The sequence below is a fragment of the Cellulomonas sp. P24 genome (assembly GCF_024704385.1).
Taxonomy (GTDB): Bacteria; Actinomycetota; Actinomycetes; order Actinomycetales; family Cellulomonadaceae; genus JAJDFX01.
Genome location: NZ_JAJDFX010000002.1, coordinates 3835355 through 3860461, shown reverse-complemented (window position 1 = coordinate 3860461; position 25107 = coordinate 3835355). Strand labels below are relative to the sequence as shown.

Here is a 25107-nt window from a genome sequence, read left to right as displayed (position 1 = left end):
CGGGGGCCGCAATCTTCATACCGTCTGCACATCGACGGCAGATGCCCTGCAGACCGGCGCCTCAGTGTGGGTCGTACCGAAGGACCACCACGTGAAGGAGCACATCATGCGCATCAGGACCAGGATCGCCACCGGGATCGCCACCGGCGCGGTCGCCGCCGCACTCATCGCCACCCCGAGCCTCGCCGCCACCATGAGCGACGCCTCGAACGGTGACACCGTCGGACGCGGCTGGCGCGTCACCCAGCAGACGACCGCAGGGTCGGACGACGCCACGACGCTGCGCACGCGACTCCAGGACGGGTCCTGCGACGGCACGTGCGACGGCACCCCGCTGGGGCTCGGGATGGGCGCGCAGTACCGCGGCTCCACGGCGCAGGGCGCCGGGACAGCCACCTCGGCTGCCGGCGCAGGTGCCCAGTACCGCGGCTCCATGGCCGGCGGGGCAGGTGCCGGGGCCGGCACGACCGCCTACCTGAGCACAATCGAGAGCGGCACGCTGACCGACGCGCAGAAGACCGAGCTCGCCGCGATGGCCGAGGAGGAGAAGCTCGCCCACGACCTCTACGTCGCGTTCGCCGACGCGTTCGGCAGCCGACCGTTCGCGCAGATCGCCGCGGCCGAGACCCGTCACCTGACCGAGGTGCAGGTCGTGCTCGAGCGCTACGGCATCGACGACCCGACCGACGGGCTGGCTGCCGGGACCTTCGCGTCCGCCAGCACGCAGGCCCTGTACGACGACCTCCTGGCCTCCGGGTCGGCGAGCGTGACCGCTGCCTACGAGGCCGCGCGCACGGTCGAGTCCACCGACATCTCCGACCTGAAGTCCGCGATGGCGTCGCTCGACGCGCCGGACGTGACGGCCGTCTACACGCACCTGCTCGCGGGGTCGGAGCAGCACCTCACCGCCTTCGGCGGCTGACCACGATCGATGCGCCCGGGCCCTTCGGTGGGCCCGGGCGCATCGCCGTGCGCGCCCGACGCCGTCGGCCACCTGGGACACTGGTGCGGTGACGCGCCCACTCTCGCCCGCTCCGATCAGCCCACCGGTGTTCGACCCGACTCCTGACATCCGTCTCATCGCGGCCGACATGGACGGCACCCTCCTGGACGACGACGACGAGCTCCACGAGCACGTCTGGCCGCTGATCGACGAGCTCCACCGCCGCGGGATCGTGTTCTGCCCGGCGAGCGGGCGCCAGTACGACAACCTTCGGGCACGGTTCGCCGAGGTCGCCGGGTCTGTCGTCTTCATCGCCGAGAACGGCGCCTACGTGGTCCGCGACGGGCACGAGGTGAGCTCGGACGGCCTCGACCTCGGCGTCGTCGGCCGTCTCGTGGAGACCGCGCGCGACCTCGCCGCCCAGGGGGCGGACATCGGCGTCGTGGTGTGCGGCAAGCGTGCGGCGCACATCGAGCGCAACGATGCGCCGTTCCGGGAGGAGGTCGACAAGTACTACCTCAGCCTCGAGGTGGTCGAGGACCTCACGCAGGTCGACGACGAGGTGCTCAAGGTCGCGGTGTACGACTTCGGGTCCGCCGAGGAGACGACGGCGCCCGCCTTCGAGGCGTTCCGCGCGACGCAGCAGGTCGTCGTCTCGGGTCGGCACTGGTTGGACGTGATGAGCCCGACCGCGAACAAGGGTGAGGGCATCCGGGCGCTGCAGCGGGCGCTGGGCGTCACTCCCGCGCAGACCATGGTGTTCGGGGACTTCCTCAACGACCTCGAGATGATGGACGCGGCCGACTACTCGTTCGCGATGGACAACGCCCATCCCCGGCTGCGCGAGCGGGCCCGCTACGTCGCGCCGTCGAACGCCGAGAACGGCGTCGTCCGGACGATCTCCTCTGTTCTCGGCCTCACCTGGTCCACCTGACACGTGATCCCTGACCGCGCTCACCGCCGGCCCGCCTGGCGCCCTGCGGTTCGAACAGGCAGGTCACGGGGCTGCGACCGTGCACCAGGTCACGACACGATGAATTTCACCCGGGCTACATCGGTGGAAATCCGGACAGAACGCCACCAGAATGAGCCAACCGCGCGGTCCGGCCCGCGGACCGACGCCACGGCGCCGGCGCGGGGACTGGGGGGTCGATGACCGTCGACGACGCCGTAGCGCGACGAACCGACGCGGACGCCGGCGTCCGCGCGGCGCTGGCCGCCGTCACGTCGCTCGCCGCCCGGCTGTGCCACACCGACGGCGCCGTGCTGTGCCTGACGAGGGACGGCGTCCTGGAGGTGGTCGCGCACACCGGCACGCTCCGCTCCGTCCGCGGCGTCCTCGCGCAGTGCCGCCAGGTCGTCCAGCGAGCCGCGTCGACGGAGGCGCTGAGCCGTGACGATCGGGACCCCACGGCCGACCGGACGGTGCGGGGCCCGCTCCGGGAGGACGGCACCTCCGGAGGCTCGGTCGTCCCGGTCCTCGACCCGACCGGTGCAGTCCTGGGAGCCCTCGGGGTGACCGGTCCGCGCTCCCACTCCCCGCTCCCCGACCCGGGAATGCTGCTGACCGCGATCGCGAACCACGTCGCCTCGCTGATCGGCGACCGCGCGGTCGAGGCCGTCCGCCACGTCCCGACCGAGGGTCAGACCGCCGCCCTGCTCGCGGACGCGGCGGTCGGGATCTTCGAGCTCGGGCTCGACGGCGTGGTCGACCACGCCAACACCGCCGCGGCCGCCCTCACCCAGGACGGGAGCCCGGTCGGTCGCCGCCTCGAGGAGCTCGTCGCACCGGCGGACCGTGAAGCCGTCCGGAACGCCATCGACGACCTGGCCGCAGGTCGCACCGTCAGCAGCCACCTCATGACCCGCTACCTCGGGACCGGCGACAGGTCCGTGATCGGCGCCTCGTCGCTCGCCGCCGTCCTGGGGCCTCGCGGCGAGCCGCTCCGCCTCGTCGCCGTCGTCCTCGACCGCACCGATCGCGAGGCCGAGCACGCGGCGCTCGCAGCCAGCGAGGAACGCGCCTCCGGTCTGCTCCGCGCCGTCCCCGACGCGCTCGTCGTGTGCTCTCCCGACGGCACGATCGTCGAGGCCAACGACCAGGCCGTCGTCCTGTTCGGGTACGACGTGGGCGAGCTCGTCGGCCACCCGATCGAGATGCTCGTGCCGACCGCGCAGGTCGCGGCGCACCGCTGGCACCGGTCGAGGTTCAGCGCGACGGCGCACGCCGCACCGATGATCACCGGTCCAGGCATCACGGGGCTCCGCAAGGACGGCACCCTCGTCCCTGTCGAGGTCAACCTCGCGACCGTCGACCTGTCGTCCGGACCCGTGGTCGTCGCGAGCGTCCGCGACGTCACCGAGTCACGTCGCATCGCGCACTGGCTCCGCGCGACGCACGACCTCATGTCCGACATCCTCGGCGCCGCGACCGAGCAGGCTGTGATCGCGATCGGCCTCGACGGATCGGTCGACCTCTTCAGCCGCGGCGCAGAACGACTGCTCGGCTGGAACGCCGACGAGGTCATCGGCACGCCCGTCACGCGGTTCGCCCACCCGGATGCGGACAGTCTCGGCACGTGGGGTGTGGACCCTCGTCTCCCGCTCGCAGAGCGGATCCGCGCCCTGGTCGACTCGGGGATCGCGGCGACCCGTCCATCGACGATGCAGACCCGCACCGGCGACCGCCGCTCCGTCCTCGTGTCGCTCACGGTGCGCCACGGCGAGTCCGGGCCGACCGGTCTGATCGTGGTCGCGACCGACCAGACCGCCAGGCTCCGCCAGGAGCAGGAGCTCGAGGACAGCGAGGCGCGGTTCCGGCTCGCGTTCGACAACGCACCGGTCGGTGTCGCGCTGGTGAGCGCGCGGCCCGGGGCGCTCGGCAGGTTCCTCCAGGTCAACGCCGCGCTGGTCGAGCTGCTGGGGTACCCCGAGCGCGAGCTCCTCGCCACGACGGTCCAGAGCATCACCCACCTCGAGGACCTCCCGGACGTCGTGTCCACGCTCGGGCTCCTCGCCGAGGGAGCCGTGGGCAGCTCACGCCTCGAGCACCGTTACAACCACGCCTCGGGGCAGGACGTGTGGGCCAACGTCAGCCTCTCGGTCGTCCGGGACGCGGACGACGCGCCCGACTACTTCGTGGCGCAGGTCGCCGACGTGACCGAGCGGAAGCGCGCCGAGGCCGAGCTCACGCACAACGCGCTGCACGACACCCTCACGGGGCTGCCGAACCGCACGCTCCTCACCGAGGGCCTCGCGCAGGCGCTCGCCCGGGCGGAACGGAACGGCACCGGCGTCGGGGTCCTGTACATCGACCTCGACAACTTCAAGGACGTCAACGACTCGCTCGGTCACGCCGCAGGAGACGAGCTCCTGGTCGCGATCGCGCTCCGCCTGACGTCGTGCATGCGCGACTCGGACACGGCTGGGCGCCTGGGCGGCGACGAGTTCGTCGTGATCTGCGAGGACCTCAGCCGGCTCGAGGAGGTCACGGCCGTCGCCGACCGGGTCACGCGTGCGCTCGCCGTCCAGCTGCCGATCGCCGGACGGCTCGTCACGATCTCCGCGAGCATCGGCATCGCCCACTCGACCAACCCCGCCGACCGCCCCGAGGACCTGCTGCGCATCGCGGACATCGCGATGTACCGCGCGAAGGGGAACGGCCGCGCACGCTACGAGCACTCCGACCCGGAGCTCCAGCTCCGCGCGGTCCGCCAGCTCGAGCTCGAGTCCGACCTTCGCGACGCCCTCACGTCCCAGTCACCGCCCGTCGCGACCGGGTGGACCGGTGCGCCGCTGCCCCTGATGACCGGCGTGCGCCCACGAGCGCGCGACCAGCTGCGGCTCGCGTACCAGCCGTGCTTCGACTCGAGGTCGCACCGGCTGATCGCCGTCGAGGCCCTGCTGCGCTGGGACCACCCGGTGCGCGGTCCGCTCGAGCCCGGCGAGTTCCTCGACGTCGCCGAGGACCGCGCCCTGATGGTGCCCCTCGGGCTGTGGGTCCTGCAGGCCGCGTGCGCCCAGGCTGCCGTCTGGTCGGAGCGGTACGGCTCCGGGGCACCGGAGATGTGGGTCAACGTGTCGACGCGTCAGCTCGGGCGGAACGGGTTCGCCGCGTCGGTCGCGGACGTCCTCGAGGAGACCGGTCTGCCGGCGGACCGGTTGTGCATCGAGCTCACCGAACGGCAGGCCCTGAGCACCGCGCACTCGACCCTGCGCGACCTCGACGCGCTGCCCGACCTCGGGGTCCGTCTCGCGATCGACGACTTCGGCACGGGCTACGCAGGGCTCGACTACCTGCGGCGGCTCCCGGTCTCCGCGCTCAAGGTCGACGCGAGCTACGTCGCGGAGATCGGCACCGGGACCACCGGTGCCGCGCTGATCGCGAGCGTGATCAACCTCGGCCGGGCCCTCGACCTCACCGTCGTCGCCGAGGGGGTCGAGACGACGGAGCAGCGCGACGCCGTGACCGACCTGGGTGCCGACGTGCTCCAGGGCTTCCTGCTGGCCCGTCCCGGGCCGGCGTCGGCCGTCGACGCGCTGCTCGCGCAGCAGGTCGCCCTGGGCCGGTCGGCCGGGTACCTCGACCGCCCGGGTGCGCCGGATGCCTGACGACACCGCAGCGGGCCGCGCACCGGAGGCGCCGCGGCGGGCACCAGGGCGGCACGGGCGGCGCGGCCTCGCTGCGTGGGCCGGGGTCCTGGCCGGAGCCGTGACCGTGGCGGTCGGTCACCTCGTGGCGGCCGTCGTCGGACCGGGCTCGTCGCCGGTGGTCGCCGTCGGCGGTGCCGTCGTCGACCGCACGCCGCAGTGGCTCAAGGAGGCGGCGATCCGCGCATTCGGCACGCAGGACAAGGTTGCCCTGTTCGTCGGGCTCGCTGCCGTGCTGACGGCCGTCGCCATGGGTGTCGGACTCCTCGCGCGCCGCTCGCCGCGTGCGGCGACGGGTGCCGTGGTCGTTCTCGGGGCCGTCGGGGTCGCCGCCGCCGTCACCCGTCCCGATGCGGGCGCGGCCGCGTTCCTGCCGAGCGTCCTGGGTGCGGCGGCCGGGATCGTCACCCTCCGCCGGCTCGGTCGCCACCTCGACGTTCCCCCGGCGCAGGCGCCGACGGGCGACCGACCGAGCCGGGCGTCTCAGGTCCGGATCGACGTGCGTTCCTCCGCGCAGCCGGTGGCGCCGCGGTGATCGCGGCCGTGAGCGCAGCAGTCGGGACGGCGCTGGGGACCCTCGGCCGAGCGGCGACCGCTGCCCGCGCCGCCGTGGTCCTTCCCCGTCCCGCGCGGCCGGCTGCGGCGGTGCCGGCCGGCGCGCAGTCCGCGACGGCGGGCGTGGTCCCGTTCGTCACCCCGAACCGCGACTTCTACCGGATCGACACGGCGCTCGTCGTCCCGGACGTCGATCCCGCGACCTGGACGCTCCGCGTGCACGGCCTCGTCGCGCACGAGGTCACGATGACCTTCGCCGAGCTCCTCGCCGCCGACCTCGTCGAGGCGGACCTGACGCTCACGTGCGTCTCGAACCCGGTCGGCGGCGACCTGATCGGCAACGCCCGCTGGCTCGGTCTGCCGGTCCGCGAGGTGCTCAGCCGCGCGGTGCCCGACCCGTCCGCGGACATGGTGCTCTCGACCAGCGTGGACGGGTTCACCGCGTCGACCCCGTTGACCGCGCTGACGGACGACCGGAACGCGCTGCTCGCCGTCGGCATGAACGGCGAGCCGCTCCCCCTCGCCCACGGGTTCCCGGTCCGGATGGTCGTCCCCGGGCTGTACGGGTACGTCTCCGCGACCAAGTGGGTCGTCGACCTCGAGGTCACCCGCTTCGCGGACCGCACCGCGTACTGGACGGATCGCGGCTGGTCGCCTCGCGGCCCGGTGAAGACGTCGTCCCGCATCGAGGTGCCCCGGGCCGGGGCCGTCGTGGCTCCGGGCACGGTGGCGGTCGGCGGCACCGCCTGGGCCCAGCACCGTGGGGTGACCGCGGTCGAGGTCCGGGTCGACGACGGCCCGTGGACCGCCGTCACGCTCGCTGCCGAGGACTCCGTCGACACCTGGCGGCAGTGGTCGTGGACCTGGGACGCGACACCCGGCACCCACACCCTCGCGGTCCGCGCGACGGACGCGGTCGACGGCGTGCAGACGGGGGCCGTGGCGGACGTCGTCCCCGACGGCGCGACCGGGTGGGACTCGGTCGAGGTCACCGTCAGGGCGTGACGGCACCCGACGCGACCAGGAGGTCGGGCCCGGCGGCCACGAGCAGCGCGACGCAGACCGCCGCCACCGCCATGCTGAGCCGGAACGGCCACGCGCTGCGCGGCCGCACGAGCGCGATCGCGGCGGCGACGCCAGCCAGGACGAGCGCGAGGCACCCGCCGAGGAGGGCGTGGCCCGACGGGGAACCCGGCGGACCGAGCACGATCACGGCGGTGGCCGCCACGAGGGCGACCAGAGCGACTCCGGTCGCACGGGTATGGCCGAGGCGGTGCGGAAGACCTTCCACACCGGTCGCCCGGTCGTCCTCGAGGTCCGGGAGCACGTTCGCGACGTGCGCCCCGACACCGAGCAGGGCTGCCGCGAGCAGCCCCCACCACGTCGGTGCGTGCCGGCCGGGCTGCGCGAGGACCACGAACAGCAGCAGCAGGCTGAACGACACGGCGTAGGGCAGCCACGACATCACCGTCGACTTGAGCCGCAGGTTGTACGCCCAGGCGCTCGCAACGGCCACCAGGTGCACCGCTCCCGGGAGGACCCCGGTCGACACGGACAGGACCACGCACAGGGCGACGGCCGCGAGCGCGCCGGCGCGCAGAGCCGCCGCGCTGACGAGCCCGCTCACGACCGGCTTCCCCGCCCGACGGACCGCGCGGTCCCGCGCGGCGTCGAGCCAGTCGTTGGACCAGCCCACCGACAGCTGACCTGTCAGGACCGCGCCGGCCACGAGCAGGCTCGTCCCGGGCACCGACCCGACCCCGACCGCGAGACCAGTGGCGAGCGCGGTCACGACGACGGTGGGGCCTGGGTGCGACGCGAGGACGAACCCCCGCGGCGAGATGGTCGTCGTGCGCATCCGCCCCTCACCCTCGGCGTGCCCGGTCCTCGTGCCACCGCCCGTCGCCTGGTGGCCGAGACTAGCAACGCTTCGGGCCGGATCGGCCATCGCGTGACACGATGCCCGGATGTCCCGTGTCGTCGCAGTCGCACCGGTGCTCGCCGGTCACCGGTACGAGCAGTCCGAGATCACCGCGAGCATCGGTCCCCTGCTGTCCTCCGACCCGGGCCGACTCTCCGCGCTCGCCCGCTTCCACGCGGCGAGCGGCGTCCAGACGCGCCACCTCGCGCTGCCGCTCGCGCGCTACGCCGGTCTCCGCAGCTTCGGCGACGCGAACGACCTGTTCCAGACGATCGGCGCGGATCTCGCCGAGGACGCCGTGCGAGCTGCGCTGACGGCGGCGGACCTGACGCCGGCGGACGTCGACTTCCTGCTGTTCACGACGGTCACGGGCGTCGGGGCGCCGTCGGTCGACGCGCTGCTCGTCGAGCGACTCGGGCTGCGACCGGACGTCAAGCGTCTGCCGTCGTTCGGCCTGGGCTGCGTCGCGGGAGCGAGCGGGCTCGCGCGCGTGCACGACTACCTGATGGGGCACCCCGACGACGTCGCCCTCGTCGTCTCGGTCGAGCTCTGCTCCCTGACGATCCAGCACGGCGACGACTCCACGGCCAACCTGGTCTCGAGCGGGCTGTTCGGCGACGGTGCGGCTGCCGTGGTCATGGTCGGAGATCGTCGGGCCGCGGGGCGCGACGGCGTCGACGTCATCGGGACTCGCAGCGGGGTCTACCCGGACACGACCGGCATGCTCGGGTGGGACGTCGGCGGCAGCGGCTTCCGGATCGTCCTGGGTGCCGGCCTTGCCGATGTCGTCGAGGCCCACCTGCGGGCCGACGTCGAGACCCTCCTGGCACCCCACGGGGCCGCGGTCGCCGACGTGGCCGCGTGGGTCGCGCACGCGGGTGGACCGCGGATCCTCGACGCCGCCGGACATGCGCTCGCGCTCGGAGAGCATGCGCTCGACCGCAGCCGGAACTCGCTCGCCGCAGTCGGGAACCTCTCGTCGTCCTCGGTGCTGCACGTCCTCGCGGACATGCTCGCCGACGGGGCACCACCACCCGGAGGACTCGCGGTGCTGTTCGCCTTCGGCCCCGGCGTCAGCGCCGAGGTCGTCCTCCTCCGCCGACCCGAGGAGGTCTGAGCCGTGTCGGCGACGGTCTACCTGCTGCTGATCGGCGCGGTCGCCCTCGAGCGGATCGTCGAGCTCGTGGTCTCGGCGCGCCATGCCGCGTGGTCGTTCGCCCAGGGTGGCACCGAGCACGGCCGCGGCCACTTCCCCGCGATGGTCGCTCTCCACAGCGCTCTCCTGCTCGCGTGCGCCGGGGAGGTGGTGGGAGCAGACCGTCCGTTCATCCCGGCGCTCGGCTGGCCCGCCCTCGCGGTGGCACTCGCGAGCCAGGTGTTGCGCTGGTGGTGCATCTCGACGCTCGGGCCGCGGTGGAACACCCGCGTGATCGTCGTCCCCGGTCTGCCGCTCGTGACCGGCGGCCCCTACCGTGTGCTGCGGCACCCGAACTACGTCGCCGTCGTCGCCGAGGGACTCGCCCTTCCACTCGTCCACACCGCCTGGGTGACGGCGCTCGCCTTCACGGCGCTCAACGCCGTGCTGCTGCTTCGCTACCGGATCCCCGCCGAGGAGCAGGCGCTCGCGCTCGCCGGCGGGCGGTCGTCGCAGGGTGTCGCACGCACATGAGCGCGGACGTCGACGCGGACGTGCTCGTGGTCGGCGGCGGCCCGGTCGGGCTCGCCGCCGCGATCGAGGCACGCCTCGCCGGCCTGTCCGTCGTGGTCGTCGAGCCGAGGGTGGGCGTGATCGACAAGGCGTGCGGTGAGGGCCTGATGCCCGGCGCGCTCACGGCGCTGTCCCGGCTCGGCGTGGATCCGGACAGGACTCCGCTCACCGGCATCAGCTACCGGGACCACCGCAGGCACGTGGATCATGCCTTTCGTGGCGTGCCCGGTCGGGGTGTGCGTCGCACCGTCCTGCACGCGATGCTCCTGGACCGCTGCGCCGAGCTCGGCGTCGACAGAGTCGTCTCCCGCGTGACCGGCGTCGACCAGGGGATGACGGGCGTCGAGGCCGCCGGTGTCCGTGCCCGGTGGCTCCTCGCCTGCGACGGGCTGCACTCGCCGGTGCGTCGTCTGGTCGGGCTCGAGGCCCCCGTGTCCGGGTGGCCCCGTCGGCCTCTCGCGCCGCGCTTCGGGCTGCGTCGGCACTTCGCGGTCGCCCCGTGGAGCAGCATGGTCGAGGTCCACTGGGGACCCGACGCCGAGGCATACGTCACCCCGATCGGGAAGAACGAGGTCGGCGTCGCGATGCTCGGTCCTCGCGGCGTCGACTTCGCTACCGCACTCGCGTCGTTCCCGCTGCTCTCGCGCCGGCTCGACGGTCGCGAACCGACCACCGCGGTCCGCGGTGCCGGCCCCCTGCGACAACGGACGACCGCCCGCACCTCTGGCCGGGTCCGCCTCGTCGGCGATGCCTCCGGCTACGTCGACGCCCTGACGGGCGAGGGCCTGCGGGTCGGACTTGCGCAAGCACGTGCGGCGATCGCCTGCCTCGACGACGGCGCCGCGTACGAGCGTGCGTGGCTCGCCGCGACCCGTAGCTACCGCGTCCTCACGACCGGGCTGGTCGAGTGGGCGACGTCACCCGCGCGCCGTGCGATCGTCCCGGCCGCGCAGGCAGCGCCCTGGTTGTTCGCGACGGTCGTCGAGGCACTGGCTCGCTGACCTGCGATCGGACCCGGCGCTGATCCGGCGGAACCTGTCCCGTCGTTTCGGAGTTTCCCTTGCGACCGCCCCGCCTCGGACGATGGTGAGGAGGTGACCGACCGACTCGCACCCGCCGCCCGGCCCGCACGCGCCATCGCGCTCCGTGGGCTCGTGCCGGAGTGGCTGCGGACCGACGATCTCGCCGTCGAGGCCGGACAGCTTCTGATCCTCGCCACCGGCGCCATGATCGTCGCGACGGCTCCGTTGCTCGGTCCGTCCGGTGTCAGCTGGCACGCACTCGCGGACGTGTGCGGCCTCCTGCTGCTCGTCGTCGGCGCGAGCCTGTGGGTCTCCTGGGCTCCGTTGCCGCACTGGGCCTCGTTGACGTTCCCCGTCGCCGCGCTGGCGGCGCTCACGATCATCGGGCTGACGACCTCGGGCGTCGCGGACGCGTACGTCGGGGTGATCCCGCTGCTCTTCGTGTACGTCGGGGTGTTCCACGGCGCACGGTCGGCTGCCGCGGTCGTCCCGCTGGCCTGGGCTGCCTACGCCGCGATGGTCGGCTCGGTCAGCGCGGCGCAGCTGGCCGTCTACGGCGCGGTGTGGCTGGCGATCGCCGCTCTTCTGGCCTACATGGTCGCCCAGCAGCGCGCAGCAACCGGCCGCCTCGAGGCTGCCGCCCTGACAGACCCACTGACCGCCCTGGGCAACCGCCGCGGCCTCGACGCGCGGCTGGCCACGGTCGCACCCGGCGACTGCGTCGTGATCTGCGACCTCGACCACTTCAAGACCGTCAACGACACGCGAGGGCACGCCGCCGGGGACGCGGTGCTCGAGATGTTCGGCGCGACACTGACCGAGCACCTGCGCCGCCGCGACTACGCGGCGCGGTACGGCGGCGAGGAGTTCGCGATCATCCTGACGAGGACCGATCCGGCCCAGGCCCTCGCCGCGCTCTCGTCCCTCCGCACCGAGTGGATCGCCGCGGGAACCGGTGTGACGTTCTCGGCCGGGCTCGCGATGATCGACGGCGAACGCACCACGACGACGGTGCTCTCCGCTGCGGACTCCGCCCTGTATCGAGCGAAGGCCGCGGGTCGCGACCGCTTCCGGGTCGACACCGCGGATGCGCCACCACTGCTTCCGACCGCACCGCTGTCAGCAGCCCCGCAGCAGGCCGTCCCGATCGCCACCGTCGCCGACGTCCCGGCGGAGCTGCGCCGACGCGCGGCCCGTGGCGGACGGACCGTCGCCCTCGCCCGGGCCGGGGCGCCGTCACACGCCTGACGCCGCGCCCGGGGGTCGTCCGCCCGCGGCGCGCATCCCTGGATCATCGTCGACGGATGCGCTGAGCCGCGCTGGGCGCGCGCCCTCCCGCACGGACGGCCATGCTGAGATCATGACGACGACGTGGCTTCTGCCGGTCCTCGGCGACCGAGCGGACTGACCGTGCCGCATGCCCGGTCGACCCGGACGACGGCCGGCGCGACGACCATCGACGCCGGCGGTCGCCAGGTGCACGTGAGCCACCCGGAGCGCGTGATGTACCCGGAGACGGGCACGACGAAGGCCGACGTGATCGCGTACTACACGGGCGTCGCGCCCGCCCTGCTCGCTCAGCTCCGTGACCGCCCGGTCACCCGCGTCCGGTTCCCGCACGGCGTGGGCGGCGAGCGGTTCTTCGAGAAGAACGTCCCGCGCGGCGCACCGGGCTGGCTCCGGCACCGGCTCCTCCACGCAGCACCGGGAGGACCGGACGAGGGCACGCTCGTCGACCTGCCGTTCCTCGACGACGTCGCGGGTCTCGTGTGGGCGGCGAACCTCGGCGTGCTCGAGCTCCACACCCCGCAGTGGACGGTCGGCCCTCGCGGAGGGGTCCGACGCCCCGACCGCCTGGTCATCGACCTCGACCCTGGGCCGCCTGCCGGGCTCGCGGCGTGCGCGTCCGTGGCACGGACGGTCGCGGAGCGGTTGCGTGCCGACGGACTCGACCCGCGTCCGGTGACCTCGGGCAGCAAGGGGCTCCAGCTCTACGCGCGGCTCGACGGACGACGCCGGGCGATGCAGGTCTGGGCCTACGCCCGCGACCTCGCGCGCGAGCTCGCCGCCGCCGACCCGGACCATGTGGTCGCGGTGATGCGCAAGGAGCTGCGGCAGGACCGCGTCTTCCTGGACTGGTCGCAGAACCACCCGGCCAAGACCACCATCACGCCCTACTCCCTGCGTGGCAGGGCGCTCCCGACGGTCGCCGCACCACGGACCTGGGCCGAGCTCGACGATCCCGACCTGCGCCAGCTCTCCGCTCAGGAGGTGCTGGCCCGCCTGGACGACGTCGGGGACCTGCTCGGCGCGGGGTGACCTGGGCGTCGGTAGGTCCTTCGGCCCTCGCCGCCGGCCGGGGCCGCGCTCCACGCTGGAGGCTGGTCGATGCCACGGGAGGTGTGGTCGATGCGCGCGCTGGTGATCGTCGAGTCGACGTTCGGGAACACGCGGGCCGTGGCGGAGGCGGTCGCCGAAGGCCTCGCCTCCAGGGCCGACGTCCAGGTCCAGGACGTCGACGCGAGCCCGGCGGAGCTGTCGGCGGACGTGGACCTCCTCGTGGTCGGTGGGCCCACGCACGCGTTCGGGTTGAGCCGCATCGGCACCCGGACGAACGCCGTCGCCAGGAGCGAGCCGCATGCGACCACGGGTGCGGGTCTGCGGGAGTGGCTGGAGCGGCTCCACCCGGCCCGCGCGGGCGTGGCGGCGGTCGCGTTCGACACCCGCATCAACAGCCCGAAGGTGCCGGGTTCTGCCGCCCGCGCCGCACGACGACGGCTCGCACGTCTCGGGTTCGACGTCACGAGACCGCCGGAGAGCTTCTTCGTCTCCGGTCGGGAGGGTCCGCTGGCCCCGGGCGAGCTCGACCGGGCCCGCTCGTGGGGCCGTGCGCTAGCCACTCCGGAGGAGCTGACGCACCGGACGGCATGACAGCATCAGGCTGACCGAGGGCGCGAAACGCCTGCTCGTCTAGGCCCTTCGTCGGGAATAGGTGATACCCCCCTGGGTATTGTACCGAGCGACGATTGGAGAACATCTTGACCACCTCACCCAGCCCGGCCCCTGCCACGTCCTTCCTCGACCGCATCAAGAGCCTCTTCGGCGGCGGCGGCGACGACGGACGCGTCAAGCCGACTGTGACTGCGGCACGCGCGATCGAGCTCGTCCGCGACGGCGCCACCATGGTCGACGTCCGCGAGACCAACGAGTGGAAGACCGGGCACGCCCCGGGTGCGATCCACATCGCTCTCGGCAACATCGACCAGGCCCCGAAGCGTCTGCACAAGGGCCGCACCGTCGTCGTCGTGTGCGCGAGCGGGATGCGTTCCCGCACCGCGACCAAGCACCTGCGCAGCCTCGGCTTCGACGCGACCAGCGTCTCCGGCGGCATGGCTGCCTGGCAGCGGGCCGGCGGAGCGGTGCGTCGATGAGCGAGCCGAACGCCCCTGCCCCCCGGCGCATCGTCATCGTCGGCGGCGTCGCTGGCGGCATGAGCGCCGCCGCACGCGCCCGGAGACTGGACGAGCACGCACAGATCGTCGTCCTCGAGCAGGGCGACTACGTGTCGTTCGCGAACTGCGGGCTGCCCTACCACCTCGCCGGCGAGATCGTGAAGCGCGAGTCGCTGCTCCTGCACACCGCCGCCTCGCTCGCGTCGACGCTCAACCTCGACGTCCGCACCGGCCACCGGGTCAGCGCCGTCGACCGCGCCGCGCAGCAGGTCACCGTCCAGACCGAGCAGGACTCGTACACCCTCCCGTACGACGCGCTCCTCCTCGCGCCCGGCGCCGTGGGCGTCCGCCCGCCGATCGAGGGACTCGACCACCCCGCGGTCCACTCGCTGCGCACCATCCCCGACGTTGACGCCGTCCGCGACAGCGTCCACGCGATGCTGGCGACCCGGACGACCGACGACCCGCCCCACGCGGTCGTCGTCGGCGCCGGGTTCATCGGTCTCGAGGCCGTCGAGGCGCTGACCTCGCGCGGGGTCACCGTGCACCTCGTCGAGCTCGCGGACCACGTCCTGCCGCCGATCGACGCCGAGCTCGCACCCCTGCTGTCCGCCGAGCTCACGGCGCACGGCGTCCACCTGCACCTCGGGGTCTCCGCCCAGTCGATCGTGCCGATCGAGTCGGCGCACGAGTGGGACGGCAAGAGCTCGAGCGGCGCGGTGGTGGTCACGTTGTCCGACGGCACCTCGCTGCCTGCCGACCTCGTGGTCGTCAACGTCGGCGTGCGACCGGCGAGCGCCCTGGCGCGCGACGCGGGCCTCGACCTCGGGCCGACCGGCGCGATCAAGGTCGACGGCGACCAGCGCACGTCCGACCCGCACATCTGGGCGGTCGGCGACGCGGTCGAGATCACGCACGCGATCACCGGGGCCACCGGTCCGGTTCCGCTCGCGGGACCCGCGAACCGTCAGGGACGCCGAGCGGCGGACTCGATGTGCGGTCACCGGACGACACCGCAGGCGAGCGTGCTGAGCACGGCGATCGTCCGCGTGTTCGGCCTGACCGCCGCCACGACCGGCGCCAACCAGGTGACCCTGCGGCGCGCCGGCATCCCGCACGAGGTCGTCCACATCCACCCGGGCGACCACGCCGGCTACTACCCGGGCGCCGAGCAGATCCACCTGGTCGCGAGCTTCGCCCTCGACGGGACGCTGCTCGGGGTGCAGGGCGTCGGCCGGGCCGGCGTCGACAAGCGCATCGACGTCCTCGCGACGGCGATCCGGGCCGGGATGACGGCCGACGACCTCGCCGAGCTCGAGCTCGCCTACGCGCCGCCGTACGGCTCTGCCAAGGACCCGGTCAACATGCTCGGGTTCGTCGCCCAGAACGCCCTCAACGGCACGATGCCCCAGTGGCAGCCGTGGGAGCTCGACGAGGCCGCCACGAACACGCTGATCCTCGACGTCCGGTCGCGTGGCGAGTACGCGCACGGTCACCTGGACGGCGTGCTCAACATCCCGCACACCGAGCTGCGGGAGCGTCTGGCCGAGGTGCGGGAAGCCGCAGCCGGTCGCGACATCAGCGTGCACTGCGCGAGCGGTGTGCGGTCCTATCTCGCCACCAGGATCCTGCTGGGTGAGGGCTTCACGGCCCGGAACCTGTCGGGCGGGTGGCTCACGCTCCAGGCCGTCCACCAGGGCCTGTGAGGACCGGAGCGGCTGCTCGGACCGGGTGACCGGTCACGGGCAGCCGCTCCGCCGTCTGCTCAGCGCGGTACCACGGACGGCCTCGAGCTGCAGACTCGACCTGGGGCCGGGGCCTCGCTCGCCGAACCGGCGGGGAGGCTCACCGAGGGGGGACGGGGCAGCTCTCCGGGTCGGTCATGCGCTGCAGGAGGCCGAACGCGACGAGGCCGACCGCAAGGGCCGCCGCCGACGCCGCATGCGGCGACCCGCCGAGGATGCCCGCGGCACCCACGAGCGTGAGCGCGGCGACCACGGCGCACGGCGTGCACCCGATGTCGAGCCGCCGACCGGAACCTGGCACGGGGACATAGCTCGCGAGCGTCGCGCCACCGAGCAGCGCCGCGACGGCGACGAGCGCCGTCCACCCCGCCGGACCGGGCAGTCCCCCACCGGCCAGGGCAAGGCCGACCCCGACCACTGGGCTCGCCGCGAGTCCGACGAGGATGCGCCGGCGCGGCCAGCGCCCCGTGACCACGAGGCGCCGCGGAGGGATCGGGCGGGGGGTGGTCTGCAACGGGTTCATGGCACGTCTTCTTCCTCGAGCCGGGAGAGGGCATCGAGACCGCCCTCGAGATAGTCGGCCCAGGCCGGCCCGGAACGTCCGGGCAGACCGGCCTGAGCGAGCCACGAGGTCCGCACCGCCTCGACCGCGGACCGGAGGCCGTCGTCGGCTCCCGAGCGAACCGCACGGCGCACGTCGGCCAGGGCGATCGCGGCCCCTTCGTGGTACTTCACGCTGCGGCGCGGGCCCGGCGCCGCGGCCGGGACCCGGCAGAGAGACTGATGGCCCGTGGCGGCGCTGAGCCGCTCACGGGCCATCTGTTCGCGTTCCTGGAGCAGCTCCAGGAACGCCTCACGTCCGGTCAACGCCGAACTGCGGTCCGCGACGGCGCGTGATGCGCCCGCGGTCCGTCGGTGGATCAGCGGCAGGTGCAACGCTGCGACGGCTCGACGTTCGCCATCACGGCGTCGACGTGCATGCCGCAGCCGGACCAGGTGACCTTGCCACAGCGGCTGCAACGGGCCGGACTACACATAGCTCACTCCTCAGTGGTGGTGTCTGATGTATCGAGTATACCCCGGGGGGTATCGGATCGCCAGTCGCGTCCGCCTGTCGGAACGCCTGGACGACTGCGGGACGATGCCTGCCGTGACCGCCCGGCAGGCCGCCTGTCATGCGCTGCGGATGACCTCGACGAGAGCATCGAGGGCGACCTGCCCGTCCCTGACCGGACGCCGGACGCGCTCGGCGCGCCGGATCGTCAGGCCCGGCAACCCGGCGAGGTCGACAACGACGTCCGTCGCGCTGAACAGGACGTCCGGGTCCGACGGGCCGCCGAACCCCTCGGCCGGATTCGTCGTGTCGTGGCCGACGACCAGGAGCACGCCACCGACCGCAAGGGCCTTCGCCGCGTTCCGGACGACGGTGCGACGCGAGACGGGATCCAGGTGCAGGTACATCATCACCACGGCCGAGCTGCTGCGACGCGGCGGCACGTACTGCACCACGTCCGCCTGGAGCCACGTGATCCGCCCAGCGGTCTGCGGGGCGGACTCGGCCTGCACGGCCCGCGCCTTGCGGAGCGCCTCCCCCGAGAAGTCGACCGCCGTCACCTCCCAGCCGAGCCGGGCGAGCCACAACGCATGGCGGCCTTCGCCCGTGCCGAGGTCGAGAGCAGAGCCGGGTGCGCGCCCCTCGAGGACCTCGACCGCCCACACGTTCGGTTCCGGCGACCAGACGAGGTCCGTGGAGGCGTACCTCGCGTCCCAGCCGGCCGAGCCGGTCGTCCCGCCCCGCACGGTCACGCCAGCGAGAGGAACAGCTTCTCGAGCTTCTGGACGTCCAGGGTCTCCTGGCCGTCGGACTCGATGAGGCACTGCCGCATCCCGGTCGCGATGATCGCGAACCCGGCGCGGTCGAGCGCGCGACTCACCGCGGAGAGCTGCGTGACGATGTCCTCGCAGTTCCTGCCCTCTTCGAGCATGCGCAGCACAGCACCGAGCTGGCCCTGCGCGCGCTTGAGTCGGTTGATGACCTTGCCCATCTCGGCCGGGTCGAGCTCCATGCCGACTCCCTTCAACGCGTCGCTCGCGAAGGATACCCCGTCGGTCAGCTGGATCACCGTGAACCTCCGGTCGGGAGTGCGTGGGCGTCGGATCGGTTCATCGGTCAGGACACGGCGCTGCGGGCCGCGACCTTCGCACGGACGTCGTCCATGTCGAGACCGCGGATCCCGGTGATGAGCTGCTCGAGGGACTCGCCCGGGAGCGCGCCCGGCTGCGAGAACACGAGGATCCCGTCGCGGAACGCCATCAGCGTGGGGATCGACGAGATGCCCGCCTGGGCGGCGAGCGAGCGCTCGGCCTCGGTGTCGACCTTCGCGAACACGATGTCCGTGTGCGTCTCGGACGCCTTCTCGAAGACCGGTGCGAACATCCGGCACGGCCCGCACCACGCGGCCCAGAAGTCGACGAGAACGATCTCGTTCTCGAGGACCGTCTTCTCGAAGACGCTCTCGGTCAGGTTGACGGTGGACATGCTGGCTCCTCACGGTCGACAAATACCCTCGGGGGTATAACGATCTCGTGAGTGCACTATTCCCCGTCGGCGCTCTCGGCGCCAACCGGCGCGCTCAGGACGACGGGGGAACGCGAGCTGGTACGTCTCGCCGACGCGCTCGAACCCGATCCCCGCGTAGTACGTGCCTACCGGGCACGGTGCGCTCACCACCCGCCGGTAGCCCTTGTCGGCGAGGAGGTGGCTCGTGCGGAACACGAACTCGCCCGGCGTGAAGTCGCGGTAGCGCGGAGTCACGTAGTCGAGATCGATCTGCGCGACCCCCTCGCCGGCGTCGTGCAGCAGCACGTACCCGACCGTCTCTTCCTCACGCAGGATCAGGTACGCCTCACCGGAACGTGCCGCCGTCGGTGAGAAGTCCGCGACGAACGTGCGGATGTCGTCCGAGTGGCGCAGCAGGAGGTAGTCGAGGTAGGCGTCGTCCGGAGCGACCTCGACGACCGCGTACGAGGCCGTCGAGTGCCGGGACTGCAGCAGCCTCCGCAGGTAGAACAGGTTGATCCCGACGAGCACCGTGTTGAGGCCGACCATCGGCCACACACCGACGCCGACGTTGAACGCGACGAGGATCAGCGAGCCGATGAGGTTGATGAGCCGCAGGCGCAGGATCCGCGTCTGGAGCAGGGACCAGACCAGGATCGCCGACCCCACCCAGCCGACGAGGTCGAGCAGACTCATGTCGTTCCTTCCGTCGAGAACCCGATACCCCGGGGCCCGACGGTAGTCTGGGCCCTGGCACGGAGCGTGCCACGACACGAGAACGCGTCTCACGCACCCCGTCCGCTCCCCCGCACCCACCCGTGAATGCTCCGGGGTCGGCGCGTCCCGGGCGAGGAGCCGGCGGACCGAGCAGGACGGCAGGACACATGACAGCCACCCAGGCGCACCCCGACGCACGCACCCCCGCCGGGGAGCCCGACGGCCCCACGACCGCGGGGATCGATCCCGCCGACCTGGCGACCTTCCTGCGTGTCGTCGACGCCCTGTGCGAGCTCCCGCACGACCACCCGCACCACGCGGTCGCGCGCCGCGCGACGTCGGGCCTGTTCAAGGCGGTCAAGAAGCAGCGCCGCACCGAGAAGCGCGAGTCGGTGAGCTCCGCGGACCGTGCCGTCGTCGCCGCGACCGCGACCGGCAGCCCGGGGCGGATCGACGACGAGACCCAGGGGATCCCGCTGGTCTCCTCGGCCCGCGGCGCGAGCGCCGGGACGCTCCTGCGGGCGCGGCCGTGCTACATCTGCAAGCAGCCGTACACCGAGGTCGACGCCTTCTACCACCAGCTCTGCCCGTCGTGCGCCGCGTTCAACCACGCGAAGCGGGAGGCGCGCACCGACCTCACCGGTCGTCGCGCGCTGCTCACCGGCGGCCGCGCCAAGATCGGCATGTACATCGCGTTGCGCCTCCTGCGCGACGGCGCGCACCTGACGATCACGACCCGCTTCCCGCGGGACGCCACACGACGCTTCGCCGCCCTGGCCGACAGCCCCGAGTGGCTCGACCGTCTCTCGATCGTCGGGATCGACCTCCGCGACCCGGCCCAGGTCGTCGCCCTCGCGGACGCCGTCGCGGCGGAGGGCCCTCTCGACATCCTGATCAACAACGCCGCGCAGACGGTCCGACGGTCACCGGGCTCCTACGCACGGCTCGTCGACGCCGAGCTCTCGCCGCTCCCCGACGGCCCGCTGCCGCAGATCACGAGTCTCGGGCACACGAGCGACGCGCACCCCCGCGCTCTCGCCGGCTCCGTGACGACCCTGACGTCCCCGTCGCTCGCGATCGCCGGCGCGGCCGACGTCACGGCCCAGGCGCTGACCGCCGAGGCCGCCTCGCTGAGCCGGCTCGTCGCCGGCACGTCGATCGACGCCGGCGGCCTCGTCCCCGACACGCACCACACCAACAGCTGGGTCGCGACGGTGGACGAGGTCGACCCGATGGAGCTGCTCGAGGTCCAGCTCTGCAACCAGACCGCGCCGTTCATCCTCGTCAGCCGCCTGCGCGGGGCACTGAAGGCCTCCACGGCCCGGCGCACCTACGTCGTCAACGTCTCCGCGATGGAGGGGGTGTTCTCGCGCGGCTACAAGGGCCCCGGTCACCCGCACACCAACATGGCCAAGGCCGCGGTCAACATGCTGACGCGGACGAGCGCCGCCGAGCTCGCGGAGGACGGCATCCTCATGACGAGCGTCGACACCGGGTGGATCACGGACGAGCGACCGCACCCGACGAAGGTCCGGCTGGCCGAGGAGGGCTTCCACGCCCCGCTCGACCTCGTCGACGGAGCCGCCCGGGTCTACGACCCGATCGTGCGCGGCGAGGCGGGCGAGGACCTCGTCGGCTGCTTCCTCAAGGACTACCAGCCCGCGGCCTGGTGACCAGCCCGGCGACCGGCTGGCGACCGGCTGGCGACCGGCTGGCGACCGGCCCAGCGCGGTCGACTCAGCCCGTGAGGCCCGCGGTCGACGCGACCACCCCGCCGATCTTCCGGTGCAGCGCCTCGTAGAACATCGACAGCGGGAACTCGTCGGGGAGCACGGCGTCGGTCAGCCCCTTCGGTGGGCCGTCGACCGGCAGCGCCGCCGCGCCGTGCGCCCACACGGACGCCGGGTGCGGTGCGAGGGTCCCGGAGACCAGCTCGTACGCGGCGAGCCAGTGCACGGTCTTCGGCCTGTCGATCGAGCGCCAGTACAGGTCGTCGATCGCGTCACCGAGGGCGACCACCGCGTCGGGGAGATCCGGCCAGTCGATCGTCAGCCGGTTGTCGGTCCAGTGCAGGACGCGGCGCTGGTGCAGCCACGCGAACAGGAGCTGACCGCCGAGGCCGTCGTAGTTCCGGACGCGGCTCCCGGTGATCGCGAACCGGAAGATCCGGTCGAGGACGACGGCGTACTGCACGAGCCGCGCGTGGGGCACGCCGTCCGCCTCGAGCCGCACCGCGTGGCGGAACGCCGTGAGGTCGCACCGGAGCTCCTCGAGGGCGTACAGGAAGTACGGCATCCGCTGCTTGATCATGAACGGGTCGAACGGGAGGTCGCCGCGCATGTGCGTCCGGTCGTGGATCAGGTCCCACATGACGAACGTCTCCTCGGCGAGGTGCTGGTCGTCCACGAGGCGCGCGGCGTCGGGCGGGAGCGCCAGCCGGCAGGTGCGCGCAGCGGCGTCCACGACGCGCCGGAACCGCGCGGCCTCGCGGTCGGCGAAGATCGCGCCCCAGGTGAACACGGGGGTCTCACGGGTCGCGACCGTCTCCGGGAAGAGCACCGCCGAGTTCGTGTCGTAGCCGCTCGTGAAGTCGAGGAACGCGACCGGGACGAACAGGGCGTTCGAGAACTCCCCCGCCTCGAGCGCGGCGACGAACTCCGGCCACAGGACCCGCAGCAGCACCGCCTCGAGATGCCGGTCCGGGCTCCCGTTCTGGGTGTACATCGGGAAGACGACCAGGTGCGCGAGGCCGTCGACCCGCGCGCGCTCGGGGTGGAACGCGACGAGCGAGTCGAGGAAGTCGGGCACCATGAATCCATCCCCGGCCCAGGCGGCCAGGTCGTCGACCACCGCGGCCAGGTACTCCGCGTCGTGCGGGAGCAGCGGCGCGAGCCGCTGGACGGCGTCCGAGACCGTCGCGACGAGCTCCCTCGCCCGCCCGTGGTCGCCCGGGTCGGGGACCGAACCGTCCGGCGCCTGGAGCTCCTGCAGCGCCGATACGGCCGCCTTGACGTCGAGCCAGGCCGGCTCGTGCGCGAGGGAGTCCACCCCGGTCGACGGGGCAGCAGGCGGCGGGGCCGCGCAGACGAGTGCGTCGAGGAGCACCTCGGCGCCCCCGGGATGGCCGAGGACGTCCAGCCCCAGGACGACGACCCGACCGTCTCCCTCGGAGACCGCCCCGACGACCTGCCCGGACGCGTGCCCGTCCGGTGTCGGCATCGGCGCCCGCAGCACGGCGACCGACGACTCCGTGAGCTGCAGCGTCGCCGTGACCGGGAGGAGCGCGGAGCTTGTCCACGCCAGCAGGTCCACCGCCCGACGATCCGCCGCGTCCGCGTCGACACGGGCGACGGTTCGGGCGACGGCCGGTCGTTCCGCGGCACGGACCGCGATCCCACGCTCGGCGAGAAGCTGGTCGGCCACGCCCACGTCCCCCGCGAGGACGACGACCCCGGCACCTGCGCGCCGCAGGTCGGCGTGGTCCGCGCCCTCCAGCGCGAGCACGACGTCGGCCTCCTCCGGACGCTCGACGAGGACCAGGCCATGGGTCGCGAGATGGTCGCAGGCGGCCGGGTCGGCGAACCGCACGTGCTCCGGGACGTACACCGTCGGGAAGATCGTCATCAGTCGTCCTCACAGCCTTGTGGGCGGGTCGTCGACGTGTCGTCGCGCCGGCCGCAGCGCGACCGGACCATCGAACGCTACGTTGACGCCACGGACGGATCAACGGTACCGAGGACCGACCGGATCGGCGTCCCGACAGAAAGGTCCTGGTGCACCGATGCCCGCACTCCGCAACCGGGTCCTGGCCGGCCTGCTCGTCGCGACGACGGCGGTGCACCTCGGCGCACACCTGACGTCCGCCGGCCGCGTCGCCGACGTCACCCAGTGGTTCCTCATGCCGCTCCTCGCCGCCTGGGTCGCCATGGAGGTCCGCGCACCGCGGGACCGGCTCGTCCGGCTCGTCCTCGCGGGGCTGGTCGCGTCCTGGCTCGGGGACACCGCACCTCACCTCGCGCCGTCGGGCTCGCGCTTCCTCGTGATGGTCGCGTTCTTCCTGTGCGCGCAGGTCTGCTACGTCGCCGCGTTCTGGCCGTTCCGTGCACAGTCGGTCCTCGGGCTGCTCCGGGCAGGTGGCCGCCGTGCGGGGACGATCGGCACGCTCGCGTACCTCGTCGCGCTCGTCGCCCTCATTGCGGCGTGCGCGCCCGGCACCGGGTCGCTCCTCGTCCCGACAGTCGTGTACGGGGTGTGCCTGGTCTCGATGGCGGCACTGGCGACCGGGGTGAACCGGCGTGTCGCGATCGGCGCCGCGATCTTCCTCGTCTCGGACTCGCTGATCGCACTGCAGGCGTTCACCTCGTGGTACGCGGTGCCCGAGCACGGCTTCTGGGTGATGCTCACGTACGTCGTCGGGCAGGTGCTGATCGCCTCGGGCGTCGTGGCACAGGCCCGGCGCCGAGCTCCTGTCGAGATCCTGAGCACCTGAGTCTGCTCCCGAGACCGCACGATGTCCTGACGTCCTGAGAGAAGGTCGACACCCATGCTCGTCGCCGAGTACACCATCCCCGGCATCCACGTCCGGGAGCACGAGGTCACCGTGCCCCTGTGCTGGGACCGGCCGGACGGTTCGCCGACCCTGACGGTCTTCGTCCGTGAGATCGTCGACCCGGCACGCAAGGGAGAGGACCTCCCGTTGCTGCTGTTCCTGCAGGGCGGGCCCGGCGGTCAGGGTCCCCGCCCGACGGCCTCGGGCTGGTGGGCCACCGCCCTGCAGACCCACCGCGTCGTCCTGCTCGACCAGCGCGGCACCGGACGCAGCTCACGCGTCGACGGTCACTGGATCGCCACCGTGGGGTCCCCCGAGGAGCAGGCCGACGTGCTCGCGTGCTTCCGTCAGGACGCGATCGTCGCGGACGCCGAGCACGTGCGACGCACGGTGTACGGCGGCGCCCGGTGGGCGACCCTCGGCCAGAGCTACGGAGGCTTCCTCACACTCGCCTACCTGTCGACCGCGCCCGAGGCGCTCACGGCGTGCTACGTCACCGGTGGGCTGATCGGGATCGACGCCGACGCGGAGGCCGTCTACCGGCGCACGTACCCGCGCATGGAGCGACGCAACGCCGAGTTCCACCGCCGCTACCCGCAGGACCAGGACCGGCTGGCGGCGATCGCCGACCACCTCGCCGCCGGCGACGTCCGCCTCCCGAACGGTGACCCGTTCACGGTCGAGCGGCTCCAGGCGCTCGGGATGTCCTTCGGGATGAGCACCGGGTTCGAGTCGGTGCACTGGCTGCTCGACACCGCTTGGTCGGCGACGATCGAGCCGGCCCTGTCGGAGGGCTTCACCTCCGCGGTGCAGCAGACGACCGGGTTCGACGACAACCCGTTGTACGCGGTCCTCCAGGAGTGCATCTACCAGCAGGGCCACGGCGCGTCGGCGTGGGCCGCCCAGCGCGTGCGCGACGAGCGCCCCGAGCTGGCGACCGACGCCCGGCCGTTGCAGCTCACCGGCGAGATGATGTTCCCCTGGATGTTCGAGCAGTACCGCTCGCTGCGGCCGTTCCGCGCCGCAGCCGACGTCCTCGCGGCACGGACGGACTGGCCGGCGCTCTACGACCCGGCGCGCCTCGCCGTCAACGAGGTCCCCGTCGCAGCCGTCCAGTACCTCGACGACCCGTACGTCGACCTCGACCTCGCGACGCAGACGGTGGAGGCCGTCGGCAGCACCCGCGTCTGGATCACGAACGAGTTCCTCCACGACGGGCTCCGGGTCGCCGGGGACACGATCCTCCCGCACCTCATCGACCTGGCGGCGGGTCGCCGCTGAGTCC

At 73.0% G+C, this 25107-nt stretch carries 24 protein-coding genes; 16 read left to right on the top strand and 8 right to left on the bottom strand.

All coding sequences use genetic code 11. From position 1 onward, the window contains the following. Nucleotides 1–106: 106 nt before the first annotated feature. From LJB74_RS17975 to LJB74_RS20695, 5 genes are all read left to right on the top strand, one after another. Nucleotides 107–922 carry a DUF2202 domain-containing protein gene (locus LJB74_RS17975; RefSeq protein ID WP_259309818.1) on the top strand — a complete coding sequence of 272 codons (816 nt, stop codon included), beginning with the start codon at nucleotides 107–109 and terminating at the stop codon, nucleotides 920–922. Between the two features lie 88 nt (nucleotides 923–1010). After that, on the top strand, nucleotides 1011–1877 hold the full coding sequence (locus LJB74_RS17970; RefSeq protein ID WP_259309817.1) for a Cof-type HAD-IIB family hydrolase: 867 nt from the start codon (nucleotides 1011–1013) through the stop codon (nucleotides 1875–1877). 218 nt (nucleotides 1878–2095) lie between these two features. Further along, nucleotides 2096–5554 (top strand): EAL domain-containing protein, encoded by a 3459-nt coding sequence (locus LJB74_RS17965; protein ID WP_259309816.1) that lies wholly within the window; start codon nucleotides 2096–2098, stop codon nucleotides 5552–5554. Further along, nucleotides 5547–6128, top strand: a complete 582-nt coding sequence (locus LJB74_RS20700; RefSeq protein WP_310650867.1) for a hypothetical protein — start codon at nucleotides 5547–5549, stop codon at nucleotides 6126–6128. The genes LJB74_RS17965 and LJB74_RS20700 overlap by 8 nt, the downstream gene beginning before the upstream one ends. Nucleotides 6129–6136: 8 nt before the next feature. After that, a complete protein-coding gene (locus tag LJB74_RS20695) occupies nucleotides 6137–7153 on the top strand; it encodes a molybdopterin-dependent oxidoreductase (RefSeq protein WP_310650866.1) in 1017 nt (338 codons plus the stop codon). Here the strand turns inward: LJB74_RS20695 and LJB74_RS17955 are convergent. Then, nucleotides 7143–8006: a UbiA family prenyltransferase gene (locus tag LJB74_RS17955; RefSeq protein WP_259309815.1), complete on the bottom strand. Its 864-nt coding sequence runs from the start codon at nucleotides 8004–8006 to the stop codon at nucleotides 7143–7145. The genes LJB74_RS20695 and LJB74_RS17955 overlap by 11 nt on opposite strands. A 109-nt stretch (nucleotides 8007–8115) precedes the next feature. Between LJB74_RS17955 and LJB74_RS17950 the strand changes: the two genes are divergently transcribed. The 8 genes from LJB74_RS17950 to LJB74_RS17915 all read left to right on the top strand — a co-directional run bounded on the left by LJB74_RS17950 (nucleotide 8116) and on the right by LJB74_RS17915 (nucleotide 15957). Continuing rightward, the gene (locus tag LJB74_RS17950) at nucleotides 8116–9186 is read left to right on the top strand and encodes a type III polyketide synthase (RefSeq protein WP_259309814.1); all 1071 of its coding nucleotides are present in this window, start codon (nucleotides 8116–8118) and stop codon (nucleotides 9184–9186) included. A 3-nt stretch (nucleotides 9187–9189) separates the two neighbouring features. Further along, nucleotides 9190–9738 carry an isoprenylcysteine carboxyl methyltransferase family protein gene (locus LJB74_RS17945; protein ID WP_259309813.1) on the top strand — a complete coding sequence of 183 codons (549 nt, stop codon included), beginning with the start codon at nucleotides 9190–9192 and terminating at the stop codon, nucleotides 9736–9738. Next, nucleotides 9735–10778: an NAD(P)/FAD-dependent oxidoreductase gene (locus LJB74_RS17940; protein ID WP_259309812.1), complete on the top strand. Its 1044-nt coding sequence runs from the start codon at nucleotides 9735–9737 to the stop codon at nucleotides 10776–10778. The genes LJB74_RS17945 and LJB74_RS17940 overlap by 4 nt, the downstream gene beginning before the upstream one ends. Nucleotides 10779–10871: 93 nt before the next feature. Continuing rightward, complete coding sequence (locus LJB74_RS17935) at nucleotides 10872–12047, top strand: GGDEF domain-containing protein (protein WP_259309811.1); 1176 nt, start codon at nucleotides 10872–10874, stop codon at nucleotides 12045–12047. Between the two features lie 162 nt (nucleotides 12048–12209). Beyond that, nucleotides 12210–13118, top strand: a complete 909-nt coding sequence (gene ligD / locus LJB74_RS17930; RefSeq protein WP_259309810.1) for a non-homologous end-joining DNA ligase — start codon at nucleotides 12210–12212, stop codon at nucleotides 13116–13118. Nucleotides 13119–13208: 90 nt separating this feature from the next. Further along, nucleotides 13209–13730 (top strand): flavodoxin domain-containing protein, encoded by a 522-nt coding sequence (locus LJB74_RS17925; protein ID WP_259309809.1) that lies wholly within the window; start codon nucleotides 13209–13211, stop codon nucleotides 13728–13730. A 107-nt stretch (nucleotides 13731–13837) separates the two neighbouring features. Continuing rightward, on the top strand, nucleotides 13838–14230 hold the full coding sequence (locus tag LJB74_RS17920) for a rhodanese-like domain-containing protein (protein ID WP_259309808.1): 393 nt from the start codon (nucleotides 13838–13840) through the stop codon (nucleotides 14228–14230). Further along, nucleotides 14227–15957, top strand: a complete 1731-nt coding sequence (locus LJB74_RS17915) for an FAD-dependent oxidoreductase (protein ID WP_259309807.1) — start codon at nucleotides 14227–14229, stop codon at nucleotides 15955–15957. The genes LJB74_RS17920 and LJB74_RS17915 overlap by 4 nt, the downstream gene beginning before the upstream one ends. 139 nt (nucleotides 15958–16096) lie before the next feature. Here the strand turns inward: LJB74_RS17915 and LJB74_RS17910 are convergent, their stop codons facing one another. From LJB74_RS17910 to LJB74_RS17885, 6 genes are all read right to left on the bottom strand, one after another. Continuing rightward, nucleotides 16097–16519, bottom strand: coding sequence for a hypothetical protein (locus LJB74_RS17910; RefSeq protein WP_259309806.1), 423 nt, complete (start codon nucleotides 16517–16519; stop codon nucleotides 16097–16099). Further along, entirely contained in the window at nucleotides 16516–16863 is a 348-nt protein-coding gene (locus LJB74_RS17905) for a hypothetical protein (RefSeq protein ID WP_259309805.1), read from the bottom strand. Before LJB74_RS17905 ends, LJB74_RS17910 begins: the two co-directional genes overlap by 4 nt. A gap of 306 nt (nucleotides 16864–17169) precedes the next feature. Then, nucleotides 17170–17802, bottom strand: coding sequence for a class I SAM-dependent methyltransferase (locus LJB74_RS17900; protein WP_259309804.1), 633 nt, complete (start codon nucleotides 17800–17802; stop codon nucleotides 17170–17172). Next, on the bottom strand, nucleotides 17799–18062 hold the full coding sequence (locus tag LJB74_RS17895; protein WP_259310408.1) for a metal-sensitive transcriptional regulator: 264 nt from the start codon (nucleotides 18060–18062) through the stop codon (nucleotides 17799–17801). The genes LJB74_RS17900 and LJB74_RS17895 overlap by 4 nt, the downstream gene beginning before the upstream one ends. A 104-nt stretch (nucleotides 18063–18166) precedes the next feature. Beyond that, nucleotides 18167–18535 carry a thioredoxin gene (gene trxA, locus LJB74_RS17890; RefSeq protein WP_259309803.1) on the bottom strand — a complete coding sequence of 123 codons (369 nt, stop codon included), beginning with the start codon at nucleotides 18533–18535 and terminating at the stop codon, nucleotides 18167–18169. A gap of 9 nt (nucleotides 18536–18544) precedes the next feature. Further along, nucleotides 18545–19252, bottom strand: a complete 708-nt coding sequence (locus LJB74_RS17885) for a YgjV family protein (protein WP_259309802.1) — start codon at nucleotides 19250–19252, stop codon at nucleotides 18545–18547. Nucleotides 19253–19440: 188 nt separating this feature from the next. Here LJB74_RS17885 and LJB74_RS17880 point away from each other — a divergent pair, with 188 nt between their 5' ends. After that, nucleotides 19441–20946: an SDR family NAD(P)-dependent oxidoreductase gene (locus LJB74_RS17880; RefSeq protein WP_259309801.1), complete on the top strand. Its 1506-nt coding sequence runs from the start codon at nucleotides 19441–19443 to the stop codon at nucleotides 20944–20946. A gap of 64 nt (nucleotides 20947–21010) precedes the next feature. Here the strand turns inward: LJB74_RS17880 and LJB74_RS17875 are convergent, their stop codons facing one another. Next, nucleotides 21011–22321 (bottom strand): DUF6421 family protein, encoded by a 1311-nt coding sequence (locus tag LJB74_RS17875; protein ID WP_259310407.1) that lies wholly within the window; start codon nucleotides 22319–22321, stop codon nucleotides 21011–21013. A gap of 733 nt (nucleotides 22322–23054) precedes the next feature. Between LJB74_RS17875 and LJB74_RS17870 the strand changes: the two genes are divergently transcribed. Then, entirely contained in the window at nucleotides 23055–23762 is a 708-nt protein-coding gene (locus tag LJB74_RS17870) for a lysoplasmalogenase (protein ID WP_259309800.1), read from the top strand. Nucleotides 23763–23816: 54 nt separating this feature from the next. Next, nucleotides 23817–25103: an alpha/beta fold hydrolase gene (locus LJB74_RS17865; RefSeq protein WP_259309799.1), complete on the top strand. Its 1287-nt coding sequence runs from the start codon at nucleotides 23817–23819 to the stop codon at nucleotides 25101–25103. Nucleotides 25104–25107 lie beyond the last annotated feature (4 nt).

Excerpts from the sequence above, each read along its gene's own strand:
- LJB74_RS17975 (WP_259309818.1), top strand. The coding sequence starts at position 107 with ATGCGCATCAGGACCAGGATCGCCACCGGGATCGCCACCGGCGCGGTC.
- LJB74_RS17965 (WP_259309816.1), top strand. The coding sequence starts at position 2,096 with ATGACCGTCGACGACGCCGTAGCGCGACGAACCGACGCGGACGCCGGC.
- LJB74_RS20700 (WP_310650867.1), top strand. The coding sequence starts at position 5,547 with ATGCCTGACGACACCGCAGCGGGCCGCGCACCGGAGGCGCCGCGGCGG.
- LJB74_RS17955 (WP_259309815.1), bottom strand. The coding sequence starts at position 8,006 with ATGCGCACGACGACCATCTCGCCGCGGGGGTTCGTCCTCGCGTCGCAC.
- LJB74_RS17950 (WP_259309814.1), top strand. The coding sequence starts at position 8,116 with ATGTCCCGTGTCGTCGCAGTCGCACCGGTGCTCGCCGGTCACCGGTAC.
- LJB74_RS17940 (WP_259309812.1), top strand. The coding sequence starts at position 9,735 with ATGAGCGCGGACGTCGACGCGGACGTGCTCGTGGTCGGCGGCGGCCCG.
- LJB74_RS17925 (WP_259309809.1), top strand. The coding sequence starts at position 13,209 with ATGCGCGCGCTGGTGATCGTCGAGTCGACGTTCGGGAACACGCGGGCC.
- LJB74_RS17915 (WP_259309807.1), top strand. The coding sequence starts at position 14,227 with ATGAGCGAGCCGAACGCCCCTGCCCCCCGGCGCATCGTCATCGTCGGC.
- LJB74_RS17910 (WP_259309806.1), bottom strand. The coding sequence starts at position 16,519 with ATGAACCCGTTGCAGACCACCCCCCGCCCGATCCCTCCGCGGCGCCTC.
- LJB74_RS17895 (WP_259310408.1), bottom strand. The coding sequence starts at position 18,062 with ATGGAGCTCGACCCGGCCGAGATGGGCAAGGTCATCAACCGACTCAAG.
- trxA (WP_259309803.1), bottom strand. The coding sequence starts at position 18,535 with ATGTCCACCGTCAACCTGACCGAGAGCGTCTTCGAGAAGACGGTCCTC.
- LJB74_RS17885 (WP_259309802.1), bottom strand. The coding sequence starts at position 19,252 with ATGAGTCTGCTCGACCTCGTCGGCTGGGTGGGGTCGGCGATCCTGGTC.
- LJB74_RS17880 (WP_259309801.1), top strand. The coding sequence starts at position 19,441 with ATGACAGCCACCCAGGCGCACCCCGACGCACGCACCCCCGCCGGGGAG.
- LJB74_RS17870 (WP_259309800.1), top strand. The coding sequence starts at position 23,055 with ATGCCCGCACTCCGCAACCGGGTCCTGGCCGGCCTGCTCGTCGCGACG.
- LJB74_RS17865 (WP_259309799.1), top strand. The coding sequence starts at position 23,817 with ATGCTCGTCGCCGAGTACACCATCCCCGGCATCCACGTCCGGGAGCAC.